This window comes from Bartonella sp. HY328 (genome assembly GCF_025449335.1).
Taxonomy (GTDB): Bacteria; Pseudomonadota; Alphaproteobacteria; order Rhizobiales; family Rhizobiaceae; genus HY038.
On the sequence record NZ_CP104883.1, the window covers coordinates 2,454,658 to 2,474,544 of the forward strand.

The following is a 19,887-nucleotide window of genomic DNA, read 5'->3' on the forward strand; positions in this document are numbered from 1 at the left end:
TGAGGGTCAAAACCCAATGGTCAGGATTTAGGGTCAGGATCTAGGGTAAGAACCTAGCACAGGTGAAGCGTAATTAAGTTAAAAGTCACCTTATTTAATATATTTTATTTTTTAACCTTTTAATGCAGCTTGCGCAGCGGCTAATCGCGCTATTGGTACACGAAAAGGCGAACATGAAACATAGTCAAGCCCTTGCTTTTCGCAAAATGCAATGGATGCAGGATCACCACCATGTTCGCCGCAAATTCCAAGCTTGATATTGGCCCGTGCTTTGCGACCGCGTTCTGCCGCAATAGCTACCAATTCGCCAACGCCATCAATATCAATAGTGATAAATGGATCTTGTTCTAACAAGCCTTTTTGCAAATAGGTATTAAGGAAAGGCGCAGCATCATCGCGCGAAATACCAAAGGTTGTTTGGGTTAAATCATTGGTACCGAAAGAAAAGAACTCTGCACTTTGCGCAATATCATTTGCGCGTATTGCCGCTCGCGGTAGCTCAATCATCGTACCAACCATATAGGATAGCTGCATATTCTGCTCACTCATCACTGCATTGGCGACATTGTCAATTTGCGCTTTCACAAAATCTAGTTCGCTCTTCAACCCCACCAAAGGCACCATAATTTCAGGCATTACGGCACTATTGGTGTTTTTAGCCGCAATAATTGCAGCTTCAAAAATTGCTCGTGCCTGCATTTGGGCAATTTCGGGATAAGTAATGGCAAGACGGCAGCCTCTAAGCCCAAGCATGGGATTAAATTCATGCAACGCATTGGCACGCTCGCTTAAATGCTTTTCATCAACTCCCATAACACTTGCAACTTCAGCAATTTCCTCGGCCGTTTTGGGCAAAAACTCATGCAATGGCGGATCAAGTAAGCGAATGGTAACAGGAAGCCCTGCCATAATTTCAAACAATTCGACAAAATCTGAACGCTGCATCGGTAGCAATTTGGCAAGAGCTGCCTTCCTACCATTTTCATTATCTGCAAGGATCATTTCACGCACCGCAATGATCCGTTCGCCGGAAAAAAACATATGCTCGGTACGGCAAAGGCCAATACCTTCCGCACCAAAAGAACGGGCGGCGCGTGCATCATTGGGTGTTTCAGCATTGGCACGCACTTTCATCCGGCGCGCTTCATCAGCCCATTGCATGATAAGCGCAAAATCACCTGATAATTCGGGTTGTAGCATGGCAACGCGGCCAAGCAAAATTTGCCCGCTACCACCATCAATAGTAATAATGTCACCCTTTTTAAGTTCAACACCGCCTGCAACCATTTTATTATTATGATAATCGACCTTAATACTACCAACACCGCAAACACATGGTTTACCCATACCGCGTGCAACCACTGCCGCATGGCTGGTCATACCACCGCGCGTGGTTAAAATAGCTTCAGCGGCATTCATGCCATGAATATCTTCAGGACTTGTTTCAATGCGCACTAATATAACCTTACGCCCCTCAGCAGCTGCAGCTTCTGCGTCTTCTGATGAAAAAACAATTTCACCAACTGCCGCTCCGGGGGAAGCAGGCAGGCCAGAGGCTAAAATTTTACGCTCGGCCTTTGGATCAATCGCAGGATGCAATAATTGGTCAAGGGATGCCGGCTCTATCCGCAATACCGCTTCTTGGTAAGTAATCAGCCCCTCTTGCGCCATTTCAGCCGCAATTTTTAAAGCAGCATTTGCTGTACGCTTACCACTACGGGTTTGCAACATCCATAATTTACCTTTTTCAATAGTAAATTCAAGATCTTGCATGTCATGATAATGAGCTTCAAGCTTATGGGCAATATCAGTAAAATGGGCAAAAGCCTCAGGCATTAGCTTTTCAAGAGATGGCTTATCTGATCCGGCAGCAATACGGGCAGCTTCGGTAATATTTTGCGGCGTTCTAATACCCGCTACAACATCCTCACCCTGCGCATTCACCAAAAATTCACCATAAAGCTCATTAGCGCCGGTCGATGGATTTCGTGTAAAAGCAACACCCGTTGCAGAATCATCCCCCATATTGCCAAATACCATGGCTTGCACATTAACCGCTGTACCCCAATCTTCTGGTATAGAATGGAGTTTACGATAAATAATCGCCCGCGCAGTCATCCAACTAGAAAACACCGCGCCAATTGCACCCCATAATTGCTTTTGCGGGTCTTGCGGAAAAGGTTCGCCCAATTCTTCTTCAACAGCATCCTTATAAAGTTCGATCAAAGCTTGCCAGTCAGCTGCTGTCATTTGCGTATCGGCTTCATAATTATGGGCCGCTTTGGCATGATCCAACAATTCTTCAAAAACCGAATGGTCAATATCAAGAACAACATTAGAATACATTTGGATAAAGCGACGATAGCTATCATAAGCAAATCGCTCACTTGCATGCTTAGCAAGTGCTTTTACGGTTTCATCATTAAGACCAAGGTTTAAAACTGTGTCCATCATACCGGGCATGGAAGCGCGTGCACCAGAGCGCACCGATAATAATAGCGGATTTTCACGGTCACCAAATAATCGGCCAGTTAAAGCACCAATTTCTGCTAAAGCCTTATCTACATCAGCCATCAAGCCAGTTGGATAGCCACGATTATTACTATAATACCAAGTGCAAACTTCAGTTGTAATAGTAAAACCAGGTGGTACGGGCAAACCAAGATTGCTCATTTCGGCAAGGTTTGCACCTTTACCACCAAGAAGATCACGCTGACGGACGGAACCTTCTGCCTTATTATTACCAAAACTGTAAACCCACTTGGTCATTTTGGAAGATCCTTAAAATCGCGATTATCCATAATTGCGTAACATTATTAAAAGGCTATCAAACATAGTAAAAACTATAATTAAATACTTTAACAAAACAGTACTATGTCTTGGCTTTTAATAATGAAAAAGAATACGTTCCATAAATAACAATGGTCAATAGCTAACTTCAAATTTATAATCATTCTATGATAAAATAGTGGGCTAAATGTTAGATCACCCCATATTTTTTGGCTTAAATTGTAACAATGCAACACCAAGTAAAATAAATATCAAGGCAAAATAGGCTAAAATGCTTATTTTTTCCCCAGCCAGAAACACACCAATAAAAAGCGCAATGATAGGCGGAAAATAGGTAACACTTGCGGCCGCAACCGCGCCAAGTTTAGCAACTATGTAATAATAGGAAATATAAGCAAAACCCGTTCCCAGTAATCCCAAACCTAAAACAAGCGACAACCACACTTTAGGATATGCCCAAACAATACCAATATTATTCATGTCTGTAATAAAATATAAAAATATTGATGCAAGCCCAATTTGATAGGTGGTTAAAGCAGTCGCAGGCAAATTAAGCGGAGTTAAATATTTTTTAGCATAGACAAATGATATGCCGACACTAAGCGACCCTAAAATCATCCAAAAGACGCCTTTCAAATCAACCTCTCCTTTTAACGACCAAGGCTGGGCAATAAGAACAACGCCAATAAAGCCGAAAAATACACCTAGGCATTTTAACGCCGTGATTTTTTCTGCTTTTAAAAATAAAAAAGCACAAATAAAGGTAAAAATGGGAATAGCGCCACTTAAAAGCCCTGCCATACTTGAGGGTAAAAGTGCAGTTCCAGCCGCATAAGCATAATAATAAAGGCTGGTTGCCAAAAAAGACATAACAATAAAATGGTGAAGATAAAAAATATGATGCAATTTTATTGAACGGGTTATAAGCGCAAATATAAAAACGGGAATAAATCCAAAAACGCAGCGCATAAAAACAATTTGCTGCGGATTAATATATTGAGCCGACCATTTGACAAAAATAAAATTTGTTCCCCAAATAATCGCTATAAACACAAAGCCTAAAAGAGCTTGCTTGTTCATCATCTTACTGCCTTTGACCACCCAGCACCATCGAAAATAACAAACCAGCCCAATTTACAATTAAAGGCAATGGCAATAAATTGCACTTCACATCATCCTGACCAAACAAACAAGGAGATATATTTTCTATTGTCATATTATTACCCTTTTGATAAAAATCATTTTATCTCAAGTATTAATTAGATAATCAAAGCCTAACAAATCATATTAACTCCTATCGACTGTAGATTTTCTATTGGATAGCATGAAAATTCCATCTCTTAACGGTCTTCGTGCCTTTGAAGTATCGGCGCGTCATCTCAATTTTCGGCTCGCAGCTGAAGAATTATCGGTAACTCAAGGTGCTGTTGCCCAAAAAGTGCGTGCACTTGAACAGGAAATCGGTATTAATCTATTTGATCGCTTGCCGCGTGGGCTTGCACTAACAAGTGCCGGCATCGTTTATGCCGAAAAAATGCATGCTATTTTTTCGCAAATTAGCCAAGCAACCCAAGATATTAAGCCCCAGCCTATGCAGCTAACAATAAGCGTCACACCGACATTTGCATCTAAATGGCTATTGCCGCGCCTGCCAGATTTTACAAAAGCCTATTGTGATATTGATCTTAATATTCTTGCAACTGATAGACTATCCAACCTTGCAACGGATAGCGTAGATATCGCCTTTCGTTATGGTGCGCCACCCTTTGGCAAAGAGCTAAATGCAGTAAAGTTTCTCGATCAAACCTTGGTGGCAGTTGTAAGCCCTCTTTTATTGAACAATATAGGCAATCCCCAAGTGAAGGATAATTTTATGCAATATCAATTATTGCATGATATTCATGACGGATGGCCACAATTTATTGAAAAATTTTTTGACAGTCCGCGCCCAGATATAAGGCGTCATCTGCATTTTAGCCAAACATCGCTTGCAATAGACGCAGCCCTTGCGGGACAAGGCATCGCTTTAATTAGCTTTGGTTTTGTAAAAAAAGATTTGGAAGCGGGTCGCCTTGTTTTTGCTTTTCCATATCAAATGCAAATGGACAAGGCCTTTTATATCTTATACCTCAAACATAGTGCAAAAAGATCTTTAATCGAAAAAGTAAAGCATTGGCTGCTTGTTCAATCAGACTAATAATTTTCTAGTTTTTTCAGACGTTGTATTAACAAACATTAACATGGAGGAGAATAATCTATGTCGCATTTTACGAAGATGCCGCCATGGTTGGCAAATAAAAATTTGCCTTTTGAGCAAACGACCAGCATATCAATAGTAAATGCATTTCGTGGCTGGTTAAACTCCTTACCCATTGATCAAAAAGATAGCTACCAAAAGCATTTTTGCCCACCAATACCCTTGCGCAATATTTACCAGCAAGACAACTGGCATAATGATGAGGATTATCTCACTCACAATGACTATAAAATATTTGATTGGCAAAAATTTCGTAAATCGAATTTAACACTCAAAAGCCTAGGTGAGAGCCCTAAAAAGCAAAAATTCTTGTTCTTTTGGGGACATCGACCAGCGGCTCATTCAATCATAACCAAATCTTGTTTTAGCCAATGGTGGGTCGAAGATTTCAAGATTGGTAATGAGGTTTTTTGCTGTATGGAACAGTATATGATGGCGTCAAAGGCAAGGCTTTTTGGCGATGAAGCTATGCGACAATTAATTATGGCAAATAAGGATCCCAAATCAATTAAAGCATTGGGTCGCGGCGTGCGCGGTTTTGATGAAACTATTTGGGATAAGTTCAAATATTCAATTGTAAGCAATGGCAATTATTATAAATTTTTGCAAAATAGCTCTTTAATGGATTTCATCCTTTCGACCAGTAATCGCATCTTAGTAGAAGCAAGCCCTTATGACAAAGTTTGGGGTATTGGACTTCAAGAAAGTGATGAAAATATTGAAAATCCTAAATTTTGGCAAGGTGAAAACCTGCTCGGATTTGCTTTAACGCAAATACGCGATGATTTGGCAGTCGTCGCCCAGAACTCTTAATAATCGCAGCATAGATTTAATGCTAAAAAAATTATTTCGTCTTTGGTCTTTTCTTTGCCTAAATTTTCTCTTATATAGAGTTTGCCTCTTTATGGGGATATGGTGATAAATGGACTTTGTAATAAACCTATTGGACCCGGGGGCGGTACCCGGCGCCTCCACCATAAATCGGACAATTGAACTTTTTAGTATTTGATACGTGTTCATCTTTGTCCGCTTTATGATGGGGGCGAAATAGGATCGACAAGGGCGTAAAGATTGATCTTTCACTCGGCATTGTACCACCGTTATCGGGCTAATATAGTAGTTGCAAATGACAATTACGCGGAGGCACGTCTCGCTGCTTAATGCAGTGCGATAGCTTCAAATTAAGTCTTACGCCGTCGCAGGTGTAAGCGGGGTTCGGAGGCACCTGGCAACAGAAGCCTTCACTTTAAAATCCTCCATTATAATAATTTTGTGCTTTACAATCCAACATGTATATTTGCTGAAATTACCATGCACTTGACTTAAGGTTTAATTCTTATTGTTGATATTGGCCTTTTGTGGTGTTTTATTAAAAAAATCCATAAGTGCGTTATGGTTCTTGGCAGCTCGTTTTACAAGTAAGCTTTTCTTGTTGAAAGATCAGTTTTCTTTGGCTAATAAAAACGTGCGCTAAGATAATTTGTCGCTTTAAAAAGATTTTTAATTATGCAATGTTCTGTCTATATAATTGGCAGAAAAGTTTTGAAAGAAGAGTCGCAAATGGCAACAGATCGTATCCATTATGAAGTGCTTGTACAGGATGCATTGCGCAATGTTATCCGCAACGTACTGACCGAAGTGGCAAAATCTGGCTTGCCAGGTGAGCACCATTTTTTCATTACATTCTTAACCAATTTGCCTGGAGTTGAAATTTCAAAACGCTTAAAAGAACGCTACCCAGAGCAGATGACAATTGTTTTGCAAAATCAATTTTGGGATTTAAAGGTTGATGATAAGGAATTTAGCGTCACCTTATCATTTGGCGATGTGCCAGAATATTTAAAAATACCATTTGTTGCCGTACAAGGTTTTTATGATCCTGCAGCAGCATTTGAAGCTTCATTTGACCTTCCTGAAATGGTGATTTCTAGCCTTGATGATGATGAAGAAGAAATATTAATCGAAAAAGACGATGGGGAAGCTGTTCCAGTTATCACCATTATGGCACAAGAAAAGCCAACAGATGAAGGCACTAAAAAAGTACAAAAAAGCGAAAGCCGTGACGCAGGTGATGGTAAAGAAAAAGCATCTGCGGATGTTGTATCGCTTGATGCTTTTCGCAAGAAGTAAAAAATTTGGTCGTTAGATAAATTTAATTTTTCTGCTATTTAACATATAATTTGGAAATATCTTTATGGGTGATATTGTTAATTTGCGCCTTTTTAAAAAACAAAAAGAGCGTAAAAACAAAGAACAAATAGCAGATCAAAATCGCCAAATTCATGGGCGAACCAAAGTTGAAAAAATATTTGATAAACGCAATCAAGATCAGTCGGAAAAGTTTTTAGATAGAAATCACTTGCAACCCGATGATAAAAAAGTCTGAAATATTTTAAATAGGCGTTTATTTTATCGGGATTGGTTATAATGCCCAATATTAGCAAAACGGATAACCAAGAAAACAATGATCTGATTGCAACCTTTACGGGTCTTATCAATTGGCAAAATGCCAGTTTACGCAAAATATCAGTTAATTTGGCTGGCCATTCAACCAGCTTTTCATTGGAAAAGCCATTTTTAGACATTTTGCAAAATGAAGCACAATCATGCCAATTGCCTTTTGCGCAATTGGTGCGCTTGATTGATGATCAAAGGCCAACCAATATAAACCTATCATCGGCTTTACGCTTAGCTGCTTTGGCAATTGCGGCTCGAAATATGAAGCAAATTTAATTTTTTTGATTTTGTTTGAATGAATTTCTACTTATAAAAGCTATATTGACCTATATTATTTTCATTGTTTGCATTATAAGGCATCATCTTGTCCTGTTTTATTAAATAGTGCCAGTGATAAAAATGCCGCAATTTGATGAGTCATTTGGTTGTTTGTTGAGTAGTTATGGAAGATTTTGAAGATAGTACCACCCCAATTAATCCGCTTAAAGATGCAAGTGCACTTAATGATTTCAATGTGACAGCTGTTTTAAAGCGTGACGTTTTCTCCGAAACGCGGGTTGGCTATTTTACCGGTGATCCTGAAACGCGTATAGTGCGCCGTATTGTTACAGCCTCGCCGTGGTGGTCACGCCCCTTGGCATGGATTTTAGCTAAACGCGAAATTAGGGCATTGCATAATATACGCGGTCTTACTGGTGTACCACAGCTTATTGCTATCGATAAGCATGGGCTTTTCCGCTCTTGGAGTGAAGGTACACCCTTGCATCTCGCACGTCCCGACACAAAGCATTTTTATAAAACTGGTCATAAAATATTACGCGATTTACGCCGTATCGGTGTTACTCATAATGACCTTGCCAAACCGCAAAACTGGCTGATGACACCTGAAGGCGATGCATCCTTAATTGATTTTCAATTGGCAAGCTTTCATAAGCGGCGCGGTGCGTTTTATCGTTATTTGGCCTATGAAGATTTTCGCCACCTTATTAAGCAAAAGCGCAGCTTTGCACCAGATTTAATGACACCTACCGAATGGCGCATTTTGCGTAAACGGTCATGGCCTTCAGCCCTTTGGTTGGCAACGGGTAAAAAAGTCTATAATTTTGTGACAAAGGGCCTATTTAACTGGTCTGATGGTGAGGGTACGGGCGATCGCTTGCAATCGCAAGGGCCAGAAATTCGCGCCGTTTTAGCAGATAATCCTGATATTAAAGATGTGGCAATTTCGGTCTATTCATTGCCTGCAAAGGGCGTTGGTCTTTATGTCTTCGCCGAAACCGATAATCTTGATGAAAAGCAAATCCGCAATCTTTTAAGAGGACAAAAGGTTGAGGCGGTGCAGCCAGTTGCAACGCTACCGCGCAGTGAAACCGGTGAAATTCGTGATGATATATTGCGGTTAATTGCGATGAATGAATTGGGAGAATTGGATGACATGCTTATTCGTGAGCCGCAATTACGTGATATTATTCAACCGATTTTAGATGAGCGTAAAAACTTTACGGATCGCCGCGTCTATGAGTTTGAAAAAGAACGCAGTGAAAGCTAGATTTTTATAGTCTATCCCGAATATTTTACAAAAAAGCGTTATAAAAGGCTGCCGTTTGTGAATAACAGCGGCACGGCGCCAATTATTAAGACAAGCCTCTTTATTGTACATTTAATTGCTGACTATTGTCGTTTTTTTTAGAAATAATATAAGCTATGTTGACATATTGTTCACAAAAAACGCACTTATTATTCGTTTGAAATAGGGTATATCCTAATTTTAATAACCACAATCAATCTGTGGCTTCTTAAAATTGCATCTATAGGATATTTTGACCATGTCAAATCACTCGCAAACTAAGCTTTTAGGTTATAGCACTGGCGCTATGATATTGCATTGGCTTATCGCTGCGCTTATTTTGTTGAATATTGCGGGTGGTTTCTTAATGGTACGTCTTGGTGGTATTTCAGATAGTACTCGCTTTTATGTTTTCCAATGGCATAAAACCCTAGGTCTTCTAGTATTATTTTTAACCCTTGCTCGTATTGCATGGCGTTTGATGAATAAGCCGCCCAAAAAAGGCCCAATGTTAAAAGTTGAAGCATTAGCAGCAAGTGCAGTTAGTATTTTTTTCTATGGGCTAATGCTTGCAGTGCCGCTTTTGGGCTGGGTCGTTGTTTCTACAACCACCGTACGCATTCCTACCTTTCTATTTTTAAGCCCATCTTTGCCTTGGCCAAACCTGCCATTTCTACGGGATGAAGCTTTTTCCCACCTTGCATTAAATGCACATATGGTGCTTGCCTATGCCTTTGTTCTTTTGTTGTTTTTGCATGTTGCTGGCGCGGTAAAGCATTCCCTTATTGACCGTCAAGCGGAGTTTTCACGTATGTTGCCCACCAAGCGTCTTGCACATTTAAAGGCTAAAGCATTGAGCTGGCCTGTTATGCTATTAGTAGTTATTGTGCCTGCATTAATTGGCGTTATCATTGCACAACGTCAAACCATTAGCCAGTTAGAAAGTCGAAACGCCACTTCAAACACGACGCCTATCGCCTCACCATCAAATGCTGGCAACTGGGTTATCAATATGGATAAGTCAACACTTGGCTATAGTCTTGATTTTTCTGGCGCAGCAAAACAAGGTAAGGTTGGCAACTGGCATGCTGATGTAACATTTGCACCCGACCAGCTGGAAAATGCCAAGGCCGAAATCGTTCTTGTTGCAAGCTCAATTAGTTATGAAGATTCTTTTGTATCGGGTAGCATTGCTGATCCAGATGGGCTTGATCCATCACAATATCCCGAAATTCGCGTTTCTCTTGATAAATTTAGTGCCAATGGTGAAAATTTTATTGGCAAAGGTAATATTACTATTCGTGGCGTAAGCCAGCCAATAGAAGTACCATTTAGCTTTACCAATGATAATGGCATTGCTAAAGTTTCAGGAAGTGCCAAGATTGAACGCTTATTATTTGGTATTGGTGCGCAAAATGATGGAGATGGCTCTTGGCTAGGTAAAGTGATTAATGTTAATTTTTCGCTGGAAGCCGAAGAAAAGAAATAATGTAAAATTTTAGAATTGAAAAATACTTGCCCTTCATTTTATGAGGGGCATTTTTTTTAAACATAAATAAATACAATTATTTATAAATAAAATCACTTATAAATAATTGTGAATAAAACTTATAAAAAGCCATCACTCTTTAGGGTCCCAACGCGGATTATATGGCTTATTAAGCAATGCGCAAACAATTTGGCCAAGTGTCATTTTAAAATGACGTTTAGCTGCACTTGCTCCGCTATCATAGCGGTTGCTATCTTCGACAAATGATTTAAACTCGTTTTTTTGCTTGGCAAGATGATAAACCATCATCCTCCCTAAATCATAAGCAAGTTTTGCTTTAGTAGAATGGTTATAGGCCATTCCATTCCAAAATTTGTGAATAGTTCGATAATCCCAATAGGCAAGATGCTCCTCATAAAGCTCAACTAGATATTCAGCAGGCGGCGCATTTTTTGCAATAACCCGCTCAACATTAACTGCAAGACCTTCATCTAGCCAGAGCGGCAATTCAAGATGGGCCAAATAATAATGGGTTAGCTCATGAATAATAGTTGGTTCTACTAAAGTTAGCTGGGTTTCATTGGTGACAAAATGCGGCAAAACTGAATTGATAAAAACGCCCGAACTTAAAATTATTTGGCTTTTAACTGTATTGTATTTGCCAGTGTAATCATAATATTGCTCGCCCTCATCTATCATGATTGCCAGCATATCACCAGATGATGCAGCTAGGCCTGGCAAGGCTTTTAAAACGCGCTCACGCCCACTTTTCAAAAAATCCATAGTTAGCTTGATGATACGCTCATCTTGATTGGAAATTAAAAAAATATTATCACCTTGATAAAGCTTATAACCTGCTCCCAAGCTATCACGCAAATGCAGCAACCAAAACTTTGCTAAAACTTGATTAAAAATAGCAGTCTCATCTTCCTTAAAAAATTTGCGCAAAGCATCAACGCCCCACTCAATAAGGATAGGATATTGGCCACGAAAATTTAATAGTCTCGTTTTATCGAATTTGACATTTTCATTTACTTGAAGAAAATCTGGAGCAATATCATCTACTACGCATAACTCTGAAGTTTCCATTTGCTTTATTGAAAACAGTTTTTTTAAAAAGTTCATTGCCTACCCCAATATAACATGCACTTTAAACTAGTCTTTTGCTAAAAATATATTTATCTGAAATACAAATATATTTATCATCCTAGTTTTAATATTGCACTTTTAAAAAAGATACAACAAGGTTGACCAAACACCGATTTAGAGCGCTTTTCCGAAAAGTGTGAAGCGGTTTTCGGACAAAAAACGCGGTGTAAACAATGGATTGGAGCGCCGATCTGATCCAATCAGATCGAAATGCGCTCTAATGTCAGCCTCACGAATAGAATATTTTACTATTTACTATAAAATTTGATCAATGTTCTATCGCATGACACAAAGAACACTTAATTTCTAAAATAGCGATAATTGAATGGGTGATTTTATCGGCGGTTCAAAATTTTCAAATGAAAGAGCCATACGACGCTTGCCAATTTCTAACCTTTGACATGCCATAGCAAAACGGCGAGCAACCAGTTCGGCAAAGGGGCCTGTGCCGCGCATGCGGCTTTGCCAATCGGCATCATAATCCTTGCCTCCACGCATAGAGCGTAAAATTGAAATAATTTTACGATAATGGTTGGGATATTCTCGCAATAACCAATCTTTAAACAAAGGGGCAACCTCATAAGGCAGACGCAGCATGACAAAATCAGCATCATGAACCCCCGCTTCCTTTGCAACCTCTAATATATTTTCAATCTCATGATCATTTAAACCGGGAATAACTGGCGCAACTAATGTGGAAACCGGTATATTGGCTTGATGTAATTGCCTTATTGTTTCAAGCCGGCGTTTTGGCGTTGCAGCTCTTGGTTCCATTGCTCGTGAAAGCCTACTATCCAATGTGGTAAGTGAAATGCAAACTCGCACTAACCGTTTTTGTGCCATTTCACTTAAAATATCAACATCACGCAAAATCAAAGCTGATTTAGTCACAATACTTACCGGATGATTTGCCCTATTTAAAACGGTCAAAATTTCTCGCATAATCGCCCATTTTTTTTCAATCGGCTGATAGGGGTCGGTATTGGTACCAATAGCAATAATTTTCGGTTTATAGCCAGCTTTTGATAATTCCTTTTCTAGCAATTTTGCTGCATCAGGTTTTGCAAAAAGCTGTGTTTCAAAATCCACCCCTGCTGATAAGCCCATATAAGAATGGCTGGGACGGGCAAAACAATAAATGCAACCATGCTCACAGCCACGATAAGGATTAATAGAACGGTCAAATCCAAGATCGGGCGAATTATTGCTTGTAATAATATTGCGTGCTTTTTCAACTTGAACTGTTGTTTTAAGCGGTGCTATTTCTTCATCATTTTGCCAGCCATCATCAAAGCAACAAACTGATTTATCCTCAAAGCGTCCTGCAGGGTTGAGCCCTGCCCCACGCCCTTTAATACGCTTTGCTTGAAGCCGCATATGGCTATCTTCAATAATATCATTGGCGTGGGCTTGGCGACCATCGCCAAAGGCAGCCTTATCAGCCTTTGCAAGATTATCAACAAGATTGTGATTAATCCGAATTTTTAACATTGTACCACTGCCAAAAACTTGCTGAAATGCCCTAACGCAAATAAGCAACCATTTTTCATTGAAAAAGCTTAATTAACAAATGGCTGTGCTTAGCCATGATAAAAAATCAAACGGTAAGTTAAGCCATACATCCATTCACTGACGTTATTACATTATCAAAATTCATAGAACATATCAAGAACATTATCGTAAAAATTTATTACCAATATTTAATTTGAGTATTTTTATCATGTTTTATTTGTCATAGTGAAACATTGCCATTATACCAATGCTGAAAACAATATTTTGGGTAGGTGCAAAATGGCAAATATGGACACAAAAGACAGCTCACAAAATGCAAGTCAAACTGCAAAAATGTCAGGACACAGGATCATTCGCAATAGCATGACAATTACAACAATTACCAAACCGTTTACTTCGGTGATACGTGTAAGCGGCATCGTTAAAGATCCAGACCAAGATCAATGGTTACAAGCCAATAATGCTGTACGAATTGAAATGGATGCCATTGGTAGTGCAAAGCCGATCACCCGCGTTTATACCATTCGCAACTATTGTGCTGTAACCAATATTGCAGAAATCGATTTTGTGGTTCATCACGGCCAAAGCTTAGCTATGGACTGGTTGAGTCATCAAAAAATGGGGGACACGATTTATCTTATGGGACCAAAGCAGCATTATATGCCTGATTATCAAAATGGCCAAGACAATGTATTTTTTGCCGATGATACGGCAATTCCTGCTTTATTTTCTATTTTTAAAAATTGGCCACAAGGTATAAAAGCCACAGCTTATATTGATTGCGCCCATAAATCCGCGATAGACGAATTACCAAAGATTGCAGGGGTAGGTTATAAAACCTTCATTCGCCCAGATGATTGTGCCGCTGGCACATCTGGTTTTTTAGTCAATGAAGCACTTTCGATTAACCCAACAACCAAGGCCAATCTTTGGATTGCCTGCGAGCGTGAAGAAGCGCGACAAATACGCGACCACTTTTTAAGTGGTGGGCAAGTGGCGAAAGCCGACATAAAGGCAATTGGCTATTGGAAGCGCGGCATTACATCAAGCATTGTTGATGAAAAGCGCATGGCTCATTATATGAACCTTACCGCCCAAGGCAAAGGCGTTGAACAATTTGATGAGTTTGATGTAAAAATTTAAGAGACAATTGCATTATTGTGCAGCTATAATGGCTTTAAAATCAAGCAAATATAACGACATTTTTAGGATAAGTCATGACCCAAGAAAATGATACAGCACCGCATATTGAGCGTGTACGCCACGAAACCAAACGCCGCATATTAAAAGTAGAAAAGATTGAAGATGTAACCCCCTTGATGCGACGCGTGTTCGTCGGCGGTGATGATCTTGCCGGTTTTGTTTCTGCCGCTCCCGATGATCATATCAAACTATTTTTTGGTGAAAGTGAACTAACTCTGCAAAGCCGCGAATATACACCGCGTTTTTATGACGAACAAGCCAACCTATTGGCAATTGATTTTGTGTTGCACGATGCTGGCCCCGCAAGTACTTTTGCATTAAATGCAAAACAGGGTGATGAGCTTGTCATTGGTGGCCCACGTGGATCAGCCTTAATTAGCGGCAATATTAATGCTTGGCTATTAATTGGCGATGAAACTGCTTTACCAGCCATTGGCAGACGGGTAGAAGAAGCGCCTGAAGGCACTGACATGACCGTTGTTGCAACAGTTGCAAATGAACAGGAAGTGCAAAAATTTAATACAAAAGCCAATGTGACTTATCATTGGGTTTACCGCTCTGTTGAGCTTGCTGATGAACCTAAATTCCTTCTTGAAAAGGTTAAGGAACTAAGTTTACAAGAGCGGACATTTATCTGGATTGCAGCTGAAGGAAAGGTAACACGCCACTTGCGCATGTTCTTTAATACCGAACGACATGTACCACTAAACTGGATTAAAGCTGCGGGTTATTGGGTAAAAGGCTTTGCCAATTCTAAAGAAAAATTTGATTAAGCTACTTTAACACAACAATATAAAAGCAGTTTATTAAACACACTAAAACAAAAAGGGCAGGAAAAAGAAAATCTCTTTCCTGCCCTTTAATTATGCAGTTTTTATATCTTAACGTACGATAACTTTTGCCCCGGTACGCACACGGGCAAAAAGATCAATTACATCTGGATTTGCCATACGGATGCAACCAGCTGACACTGATTTACCAATGCTTGATGGTTGAGTTGTACCGTGAATGCGATAATAGGTATCAACGTTATTTTGGTAAAGATAAAGCGCGCGCGCTCCAAGTGGATTGCTTGGTCCGCCATCAACACCATTTTCAAACTTCTTATAGCGTTCTGGTGCACGGGCAATCATATCCTTGGTTGGAATCCAACGTGGCCATTTACGTTTTACTTTAAGGTCTGCTTCACCTTGGAAGCCCAGCCCTGCGGCACCTACACTCACACCATAGCGAATAGCTTTGCCATTACCTGCAATAAAATATAGATAGTGGTTGGCTGGCTCAACAATAATTGTGCCCGGCGCTTCGCGTGATGGATAAGCAACAACCGTACGTTGGAACTTTTCAGGGATAACACCATTAGGGATTGGCTTTACCTTAAACGGCTCATCTCTATCAGGGCCATAACGCTCATCAAGTGGCTTATTCCCTTCAATAAAACTTTGTGGTTTGATAGTTGCTTTAGTTGTTTGCTGCCCATCAATTGGCGTTGTACCAGTTGTTGTACACGCGCCCAAACCAACTGCTAACACACCTAAAAAAAACGTGCGAGAAATCGCCGACCTGATTGGTCGTAAACCAATGCTATTATGCATTTTTTTATTCCTTGATAAAAAGTCAATCCATACGCAAAACATTTATTCGTAAATGTGCATAAAGCAGCTTTGACAAAAGATAAAGACCAAAAAACCATATTTATCACTATTTGTAACAAATATTAATAAAACTCCAATTTTTAGATAAATTCTAATTTTACGATTATGCTTTTTAGTAAATTAATGCTTTTCAGTTGTTACGCAAATAACCCAAATGGCATATAATCTTAAAAAATTTAGAGTTACTTATCTCTCTTTTATTACCTACATATTAGAATTTACTCATTAAATTTTAACAAAAGCAGATGGGTTATAGATATTATAAAAAATTATATAAAACCTAATTTAGTAAAATTAAAAGCTATCGCTTTAAGTCAACTGATTTGCGACGTTTTCGTTCATACTTAGCGAGGATTTTTTAATTCGCTTATAAAAGATACTGCTAGATAACAATTTCCTAAAAAATTACAAAAAAAATTTATAAAAAAATTTTGAGTCTTTTCAGAAGCATGAGTCACAAAAGCCGGTCTTTGCCATGATTTACAACATTAGGGGGACTTGTTTTTACTGCGCCAGTCTGATTCTTATATTAACCATAATTACATATTTGATTCGTATCATGAATCTCTTGGTAATTGATGATTCAAAATTGTAATTTTTGCTGTGCATAATCTGTAGGGGATTTCAAGGTGAACAACAAACATGTTGCTGTGCTTATGGGTGGTTTTTCATCTGAGAGACCAGTTAGCCTGTCATCAGGCAATGCTTGTGCCGATGCACTTGAAGCCCTTGGTTTTCAAGTGACACGCCTTGATGTTGATACCAATGTTGCTGATCGCCTTGCCCAGCTACGCCCTGATATTGCTTTTAATGCGCTGCATGGTCCTTTTGGTGAAGATGGCACAATTCAAGGCATTTTAGAGTTTTTGCGTATTCCTTACACCCATTCTGGCGTACTCGCCTCGGCTCTTGCTATGGATAAAGCGCGCGCTAAAATAATTGCTAGCGCGGCTGGCGTTAAGGTTGCCCCGTCTCGGGTTATGGATCGCCATGATATCGGCAATGTTCACCCTATTAATCCACCCTATGTGGTTAAGCCGGTTAAAGAAGGTTCAAGCTTTGGCGTCGTTATCGTCTTGGAAGGCCAAAATACACCGCCAGCATCATTAGGTGCCGCAGATTGGCCTTATGGAGATGAGGTCATCGTTGAGCAATATATTCCCGGCCGCGAATTTACATGCGGTGTTTTAGGCGAACGCGTACTTGATGTGTGCGAAATTGTGCCTAACGCTAGCTATAAATTCTATGATTATGATGCAAAATATGCACAAGGTGGATCAATTCACGTCTGCCCTGCGGAAATTTCATCAAATATTTACCAAAATATACAAAGAATGTCCTTACTAGCCCATCAAGCAATTGGTTGTCGTGGGGTAAGTCGTTCCGATTTTCGTTTTGATGAAAAAACAGGTGATCTCATCTGGCTTGAAGTCAATACCCAACCTGGTATGACTCCAACCTCCCTAGTTCCTGATATGGCTAAAGTTTCCGGTCTCACTTTTGGAGACTTGGTGCAATGGATAGTGGAGGATGCGTCGTGCATGCGCTAAATAGCAATTTCAAGCAGAACTTGAAAACAACACTTAAAAACCGCGCAATTAAGGTGTCGCGGCGTTTAAAAGGTGTTGTCTTGCGTTTTACTTCTGGACATATTGCTATAGCACGCCATAGCGGCTCTTTTGCCGTTTTAGCCTTATTAAGTACCACCATTATTTATGGCACCTATGCTGGCAACCACACCGATGATGCAGTAAAGCTTGCTACATCATCGCTTGGCTTTGCCGTTGAAAAAGTTGACGTTAAAGGAAACTATTTCACCTCTGAAATTGATGTTCTTGGCGCAATTGGACTAGATGGCGATACTTCAATCATCGGTTATGATGTTGATAAAGTGCGCGATGAGTTAAAGGCATTACCTTGGGTAAAGTCCGTGACTGTGCAAAAAATCTATCCAGATCGTCTTAACGTCATGGTAAGCGAACATCAACCGCTGGCTCTTTGGCAGCATAATGGTGAAGTTGATATTGTTGATAAGGATGGTAATGTCATTATTCCTTATCGCCCTGGATTTAGCCGTCGCTTACCGTTGATTGTTGGTAATGGCGCCCAAAATAATGCACAAGATTTTCTTAATGCGATGGATGAATTTCCAAGCATTAAAGAAAGAGTTCGCGCTTATATTCGCATCGGCGATCGCCGCTGGGATATTGTGCTCGATAATGGTGTGCGGGTTAAATTGCCCGAAAATAATTTTGATAAGCGGCTTACGCAAATGCTTGAAATGGATAAAAAGGACGGACTTTTGTCACGTGATATATTAAGTGTTGATTTACGCCTTGATGACCGCGTAACAGTTGCCTTGACCGATGATGCATTAAAGCGGCGCGCTGAAACAGTTAAAGAGTTAGAAAAGCGTGAAAAAGCACGCAAAGCGGGGCGAGCATGAGTTTTATAGCCCATTTAAACGGTACACCATCACGTAAAACCCGTCTTTTAACGGTGCTAGATGTTGGCTCAAGTAAAATTGTTTGCATTATTGCTCGTTTGCGCCCATTGGGACAAACAGAATATCTCCATGGCCGCACCCACAGCATGGAAGTGCTTGGCTTTGGTATTCAGCGCTCACAGGGTATAAAGGCGGGCATTATTGTTGATATGTCCAAGGCAGAGACAGCCATTCGTTTAGCTGTTGACAGTGCGGAGCGCATGGCTGGCCTTATTGTAGATTCAGTCATTGTCAATTTTTCTGCCGGTAAGCTAAAAAGCACACAAGTTCATTCGAAAATCAAGATTAACGGTGATAAGGTTGATATGCGCGATGTGCGCCGCGTTCTTTCTGAATGTTCAAGATCCGCTTTTGATCTTGACCGCTATATTGTCCATTCACTCCCTGGTAATTTCAATCTCGATGGTGAAACGGGTATTTCTGATCCGCGCGATATGATGGGACATGAACTTGGCGCAGAAATGCACGTTGTAACGGCTGAAAGTGCGCCATTGCGCAATTTAGAGCATTGCATCAATCGTGCTCATTTAAGCGTTGAGACAGTTGTAGCAACTCCTTATGCAAGCGGTCTTTCTGTTCTTGTTGGCGACGAACCCCGTCTTGGTACAGCATGTGTTGATATTGGTGCGGGCACAACAACCATTTCGATTTTTTCCGAAGGGCGCTTTGTTTATACCGATATGATGCCAATTGGCGCCAACCATATAACACTTGATATTGCTCGCGGCTTCACCATTCCGCTTGATGAAGCTGAACGTATCAAGGTAATGCACGGTTCGGCCTTGTCAGTCAGCGCCGATGATCGCCATATGATTTCAATGCCTTCAATGGGGGATGATAATGGCCAAGATAGTGGTCTTGCGGGCCAATATCCTCGTGCGTTGCTCTCGCGTATTATTCGCGCCCGTGTTGAAGAAATCCTTGAAATGACAAGGGATAAGCTTACGAGATCTGGCTTTGGCAGCCTTATTGGTAAGCGTATTATTTTGACGGGTGGTGGCTCGCAGCTTCCAGGTATTGCAGAAGTTGGCCGCCATATTTTGAAAAGTCATTTACGCATCGGTAGGCCACTTGGTATTTCTGGGCTTCCGGATATGGCAAGAGGTGCAGCATTTTCTTCAGCGGTTGGGTTGCTTATTTATCCGCAAATTAGCGGTTTAGAAGAATATAAAGTGCACGGATCATCGGCCAATGTGAATAGCAATAGCGGACATTTTTCCCGCGTTGGCCATTGGTTGCGCGGGGGACTGCGCAAAGGTTCTTAATTAATTAACTCGTAAGTTTGTATCTTTAATTCAAGCT

General features: G+C 40.3%; 17 protein-coding genes and 1 other RNA gene. 13 read left to right on the forward strand and 5 right to left on the reverse strand.

Annotated elements, in window-relative coordinates:
• Positions 1 to 111: 111 nt before the first annotated feature.
• Complete coding sequence (ppdK, locus tag N5852_RS10510; RefSeq protein ID WP_262097746.1) at positions 112 to 2,769, reverse strand: pyruvate, phosphate dikinase; 2,658 nt, start codon at positions 2,767 to 2,769, stop codon at positions 112 to 114.
• A gap of 216 nt (positions 2,770 to 2,985) precedes the next feature.
• A complete protein-coding gene (locus N5852_RS10515; protein ID WP_262097747.1) occupies positions 2,986 to 3,873 on the reverse strand; it encodes a DMT family transporter in 888 nt (295 codons plus the stop codon).
• Positions 3,874 to 4,114: 241 nt separating this feature from the next.
• Here N5852_RS10515 and N5852_RS10520 point away from each other — a divergent pair, with 241 nt between their 5' ends.
• From N5852_RS10520 to N5852_RS10555, 8 genes are all read left to right on the forward strand, one after another.
• On the forward strand, positions 4,115 to 4,987 hold the full coding sequence (locus N5852_RS10520) for a LysR substrate-binding domain-containing protein (RefSeq protein WP_262097748.1): 873 nt from the start codon (positions 4,115 to 4,117) through the stop codon (positions 4,985 to 4,987).
• 60 nt (positions 4,988 to 5,047) lie between these two features.
• A complete protein-coding gene (locus tag N5852_RS10525) occupies positions 5,048 to 5,860 on the forward strand; it encodes a riboflavin biosynthesis intermediates N-glycosidase (protein WP_262097749.1) in 813 nt (270 codons plus the stop codon).
• A gap of 44 nt (positions 5,861 to 5,904) precedes the next feature.
• Positions 5,905 to 6,293: a transfer-messenger RNA gene (gene ssrA, locus N5852_RS10530) on the forward strand.
• Positions 6,294 to 6,607: 314 nt separating this feature from the next.
• Entirely contained in the window at positions 6,608 to 7,177 is a 570-nt protein-coding gene (locus N5852_RS10535) for an SspB family protein (RefSeq protein ID WP_262097750.1), read from the forward strand.
• Between the two features lie 64 nt (positions 7,178 to 7,241).
• Positions 7,242 to 7,433 carry a DUF4169 family protein gene (locus tag N5852_RS10540; protein WP_262097751.1) on the forward strand — a complete coding sequence of 64 codons (192 nt, stop codon included), beginning with the start codon at positions 7,242 to 7,244 and terminating at the stop codon, positions 7,431 to 7,433.
• 41 nt (positions 7,434 to 7,474) lie between these two features.
• Positions 7,475 to 7,780, forward strand: a complete 306-nt coding sequence (locus tag N5852_RS10545) for a ribbon-helix-helix domain-containing protein (RefSeq protein ID WP_262097752.1) — start codon at positions 7,475 to 7,477, stop codon at positions 7,778 to 7,780.
• Between the two features lie 166 nt (positions 7,781 to 7,946).
• On the forward strand, positions 7,947 to 9,053 hold the full coding sequence (locus tag N5852_RS10550; protein ID WP_262097753.1) for a serine/threonine protein kinase: 1,107 nt from the start codon (positions 7,947 to 7,949) through the stop codon (positions 9,051 to 9,053).
• 277 nt (positions 9,054 to 9,330) lie between these two features.
• Positions 9,331 to 10,560 (forward strand): cytochrome b/b6 domain-containing protein, encoded by a 1,230-nt coding sequence (locus N5852_RS10555; protein ID WP_262097754.1) that lies wholly within the window; start codon positions 9,331 to 9,333, stop codon positions 10,558 to 10,560.
• 132 nt (positions 10,561 to 10,692) lie between these two features.
• On the opposite strand, the gene N5852_RS10560 is transcribed toward N5852_RS10555, so the two are convergent.
• Both N5852_RS10560 and N5852_RS10565 read right to left on the reverse strand, forming a co-directional pair.
• Entirely contained in the window at positions 10,693 to 11,685 is a 993-nt protein-coding gene (locus N5852_RS10560) for a hypothetical protein (RefSeq protein ID WP_262097755.1), read from the reverse strand.
• 330 nt (positions 11,686 to 12,015) lie between these two features.
• Complete coding sequence (locus N5852_RS10565) at positions 12,016 to 13,200, reverse strand: PA0069 family radical SAM protein (RefSeq protein WP_262097756.1); 1,185 nt, start codon at positions 13,198 to 13,200, stop codon at positions 12,016 to 12,018.
• Positions 13,201 to 13,500: 300 nt separating this feature from the next.
• On the opposite strand from N5852_RS10565, the gene N5852_RS10570 reads away from it, so the two are divergent.
• Together N5852_RS10570 and N5852_RS10575 are read left to right on the forward strand one after the other, a co-directional pair.
• A complete protein-coding gene (locus N5852_RS10570) occupies positions 13,501 to 14,364 on the forward strand; it encodes a siderophore-interacting protein (protein WP_262097757.1) in 864 nt (287 codons plus the stop codon).
• 74 nt (positions 14,365 to 14,438) lie between these two features.
• Positions 14,439 to 15,197, forward strand: a complete 759-nt coding sequence (locus tag N5852_RS10575; RefSeq protein WP_262097758.1) for a siderophore-interacting protein — start codon at positions 14,439 to 14,441, stop codon at positions 15,195 to 15,197.
• A gap of 108 nt (positions 15,198 to 15,305) precedes the next feature.
• Here N5852_RS10575 and N5852_RS10580 read toward each other — a convergent pair whose 3' ends face one another.
• A complete protein-coding gene (locus N5852_RS10580) occupies positions 15,306 to 16,019 on the reverse strand; it encodes a L,D-transpeptidase (protein ID WP_262097759.1) in 714 nt (237 codons plus the stop codon).
• A 689-nt stretch (positions 16,020 to 16,708) separates the two neighbouring features.
• On the opposite strand from N5852_RS10580, the gene N5852_RS10585 reads away from it, so the two are divergent.
• The 3 genes from N5852_RS10585 to ftsA are packed head-to-tail and all read left to right on the forward strand — an operon-like array spanning position 16,709 to position 19,850.
• Positions 16,709 to 17,629 (forward strand): D-alanine--D-alanine ligase, encoded by a 921-nt coding sequence (locus N5852_RS10585; protein ID WP_262097760.1) that lies wholly within the window; start codon positions 16,709 to 16,711, stop codon positions 17,627 to 17,629.
• Positions 17,596 to 18,525 carry a cell division protein FtsQ/DivIB gene (locus N5852_RS10590; RefSeq protein ID WP_262097761.1) on the forward strand — a complete coding sequence of 310 codons (930 nt, stop codon included), beginning with the start codon at positions 17,596 to 17,598 and terminating at the stop codon, positions 18,523 to 18,525. Before N5852_RS10585 ends, N5852_RS10590 begins: the two co-directional genes overlap by 34 nt.
• Positions 18,522 to 19,850 carry a cell division protein FtsA gene (gene ftsA / locus N5852_RS10595; protein ID WP_262097762.1) on the forward strand — a complete coding sequence of 443 codons (1,329 nt, stop codon included), beginning with the start codon at positions 18,522 to 18,524 and terminating at the stop codon, positions 19,848 to 19,850. The genes N5852_RS10590 and ftsA overlap by 4 nt, the downstream gene beginning before the upstream one ends.
• The last annotated feature ends 37 nt before the right edge of the window (positions 19,851 to 19,887 follow it).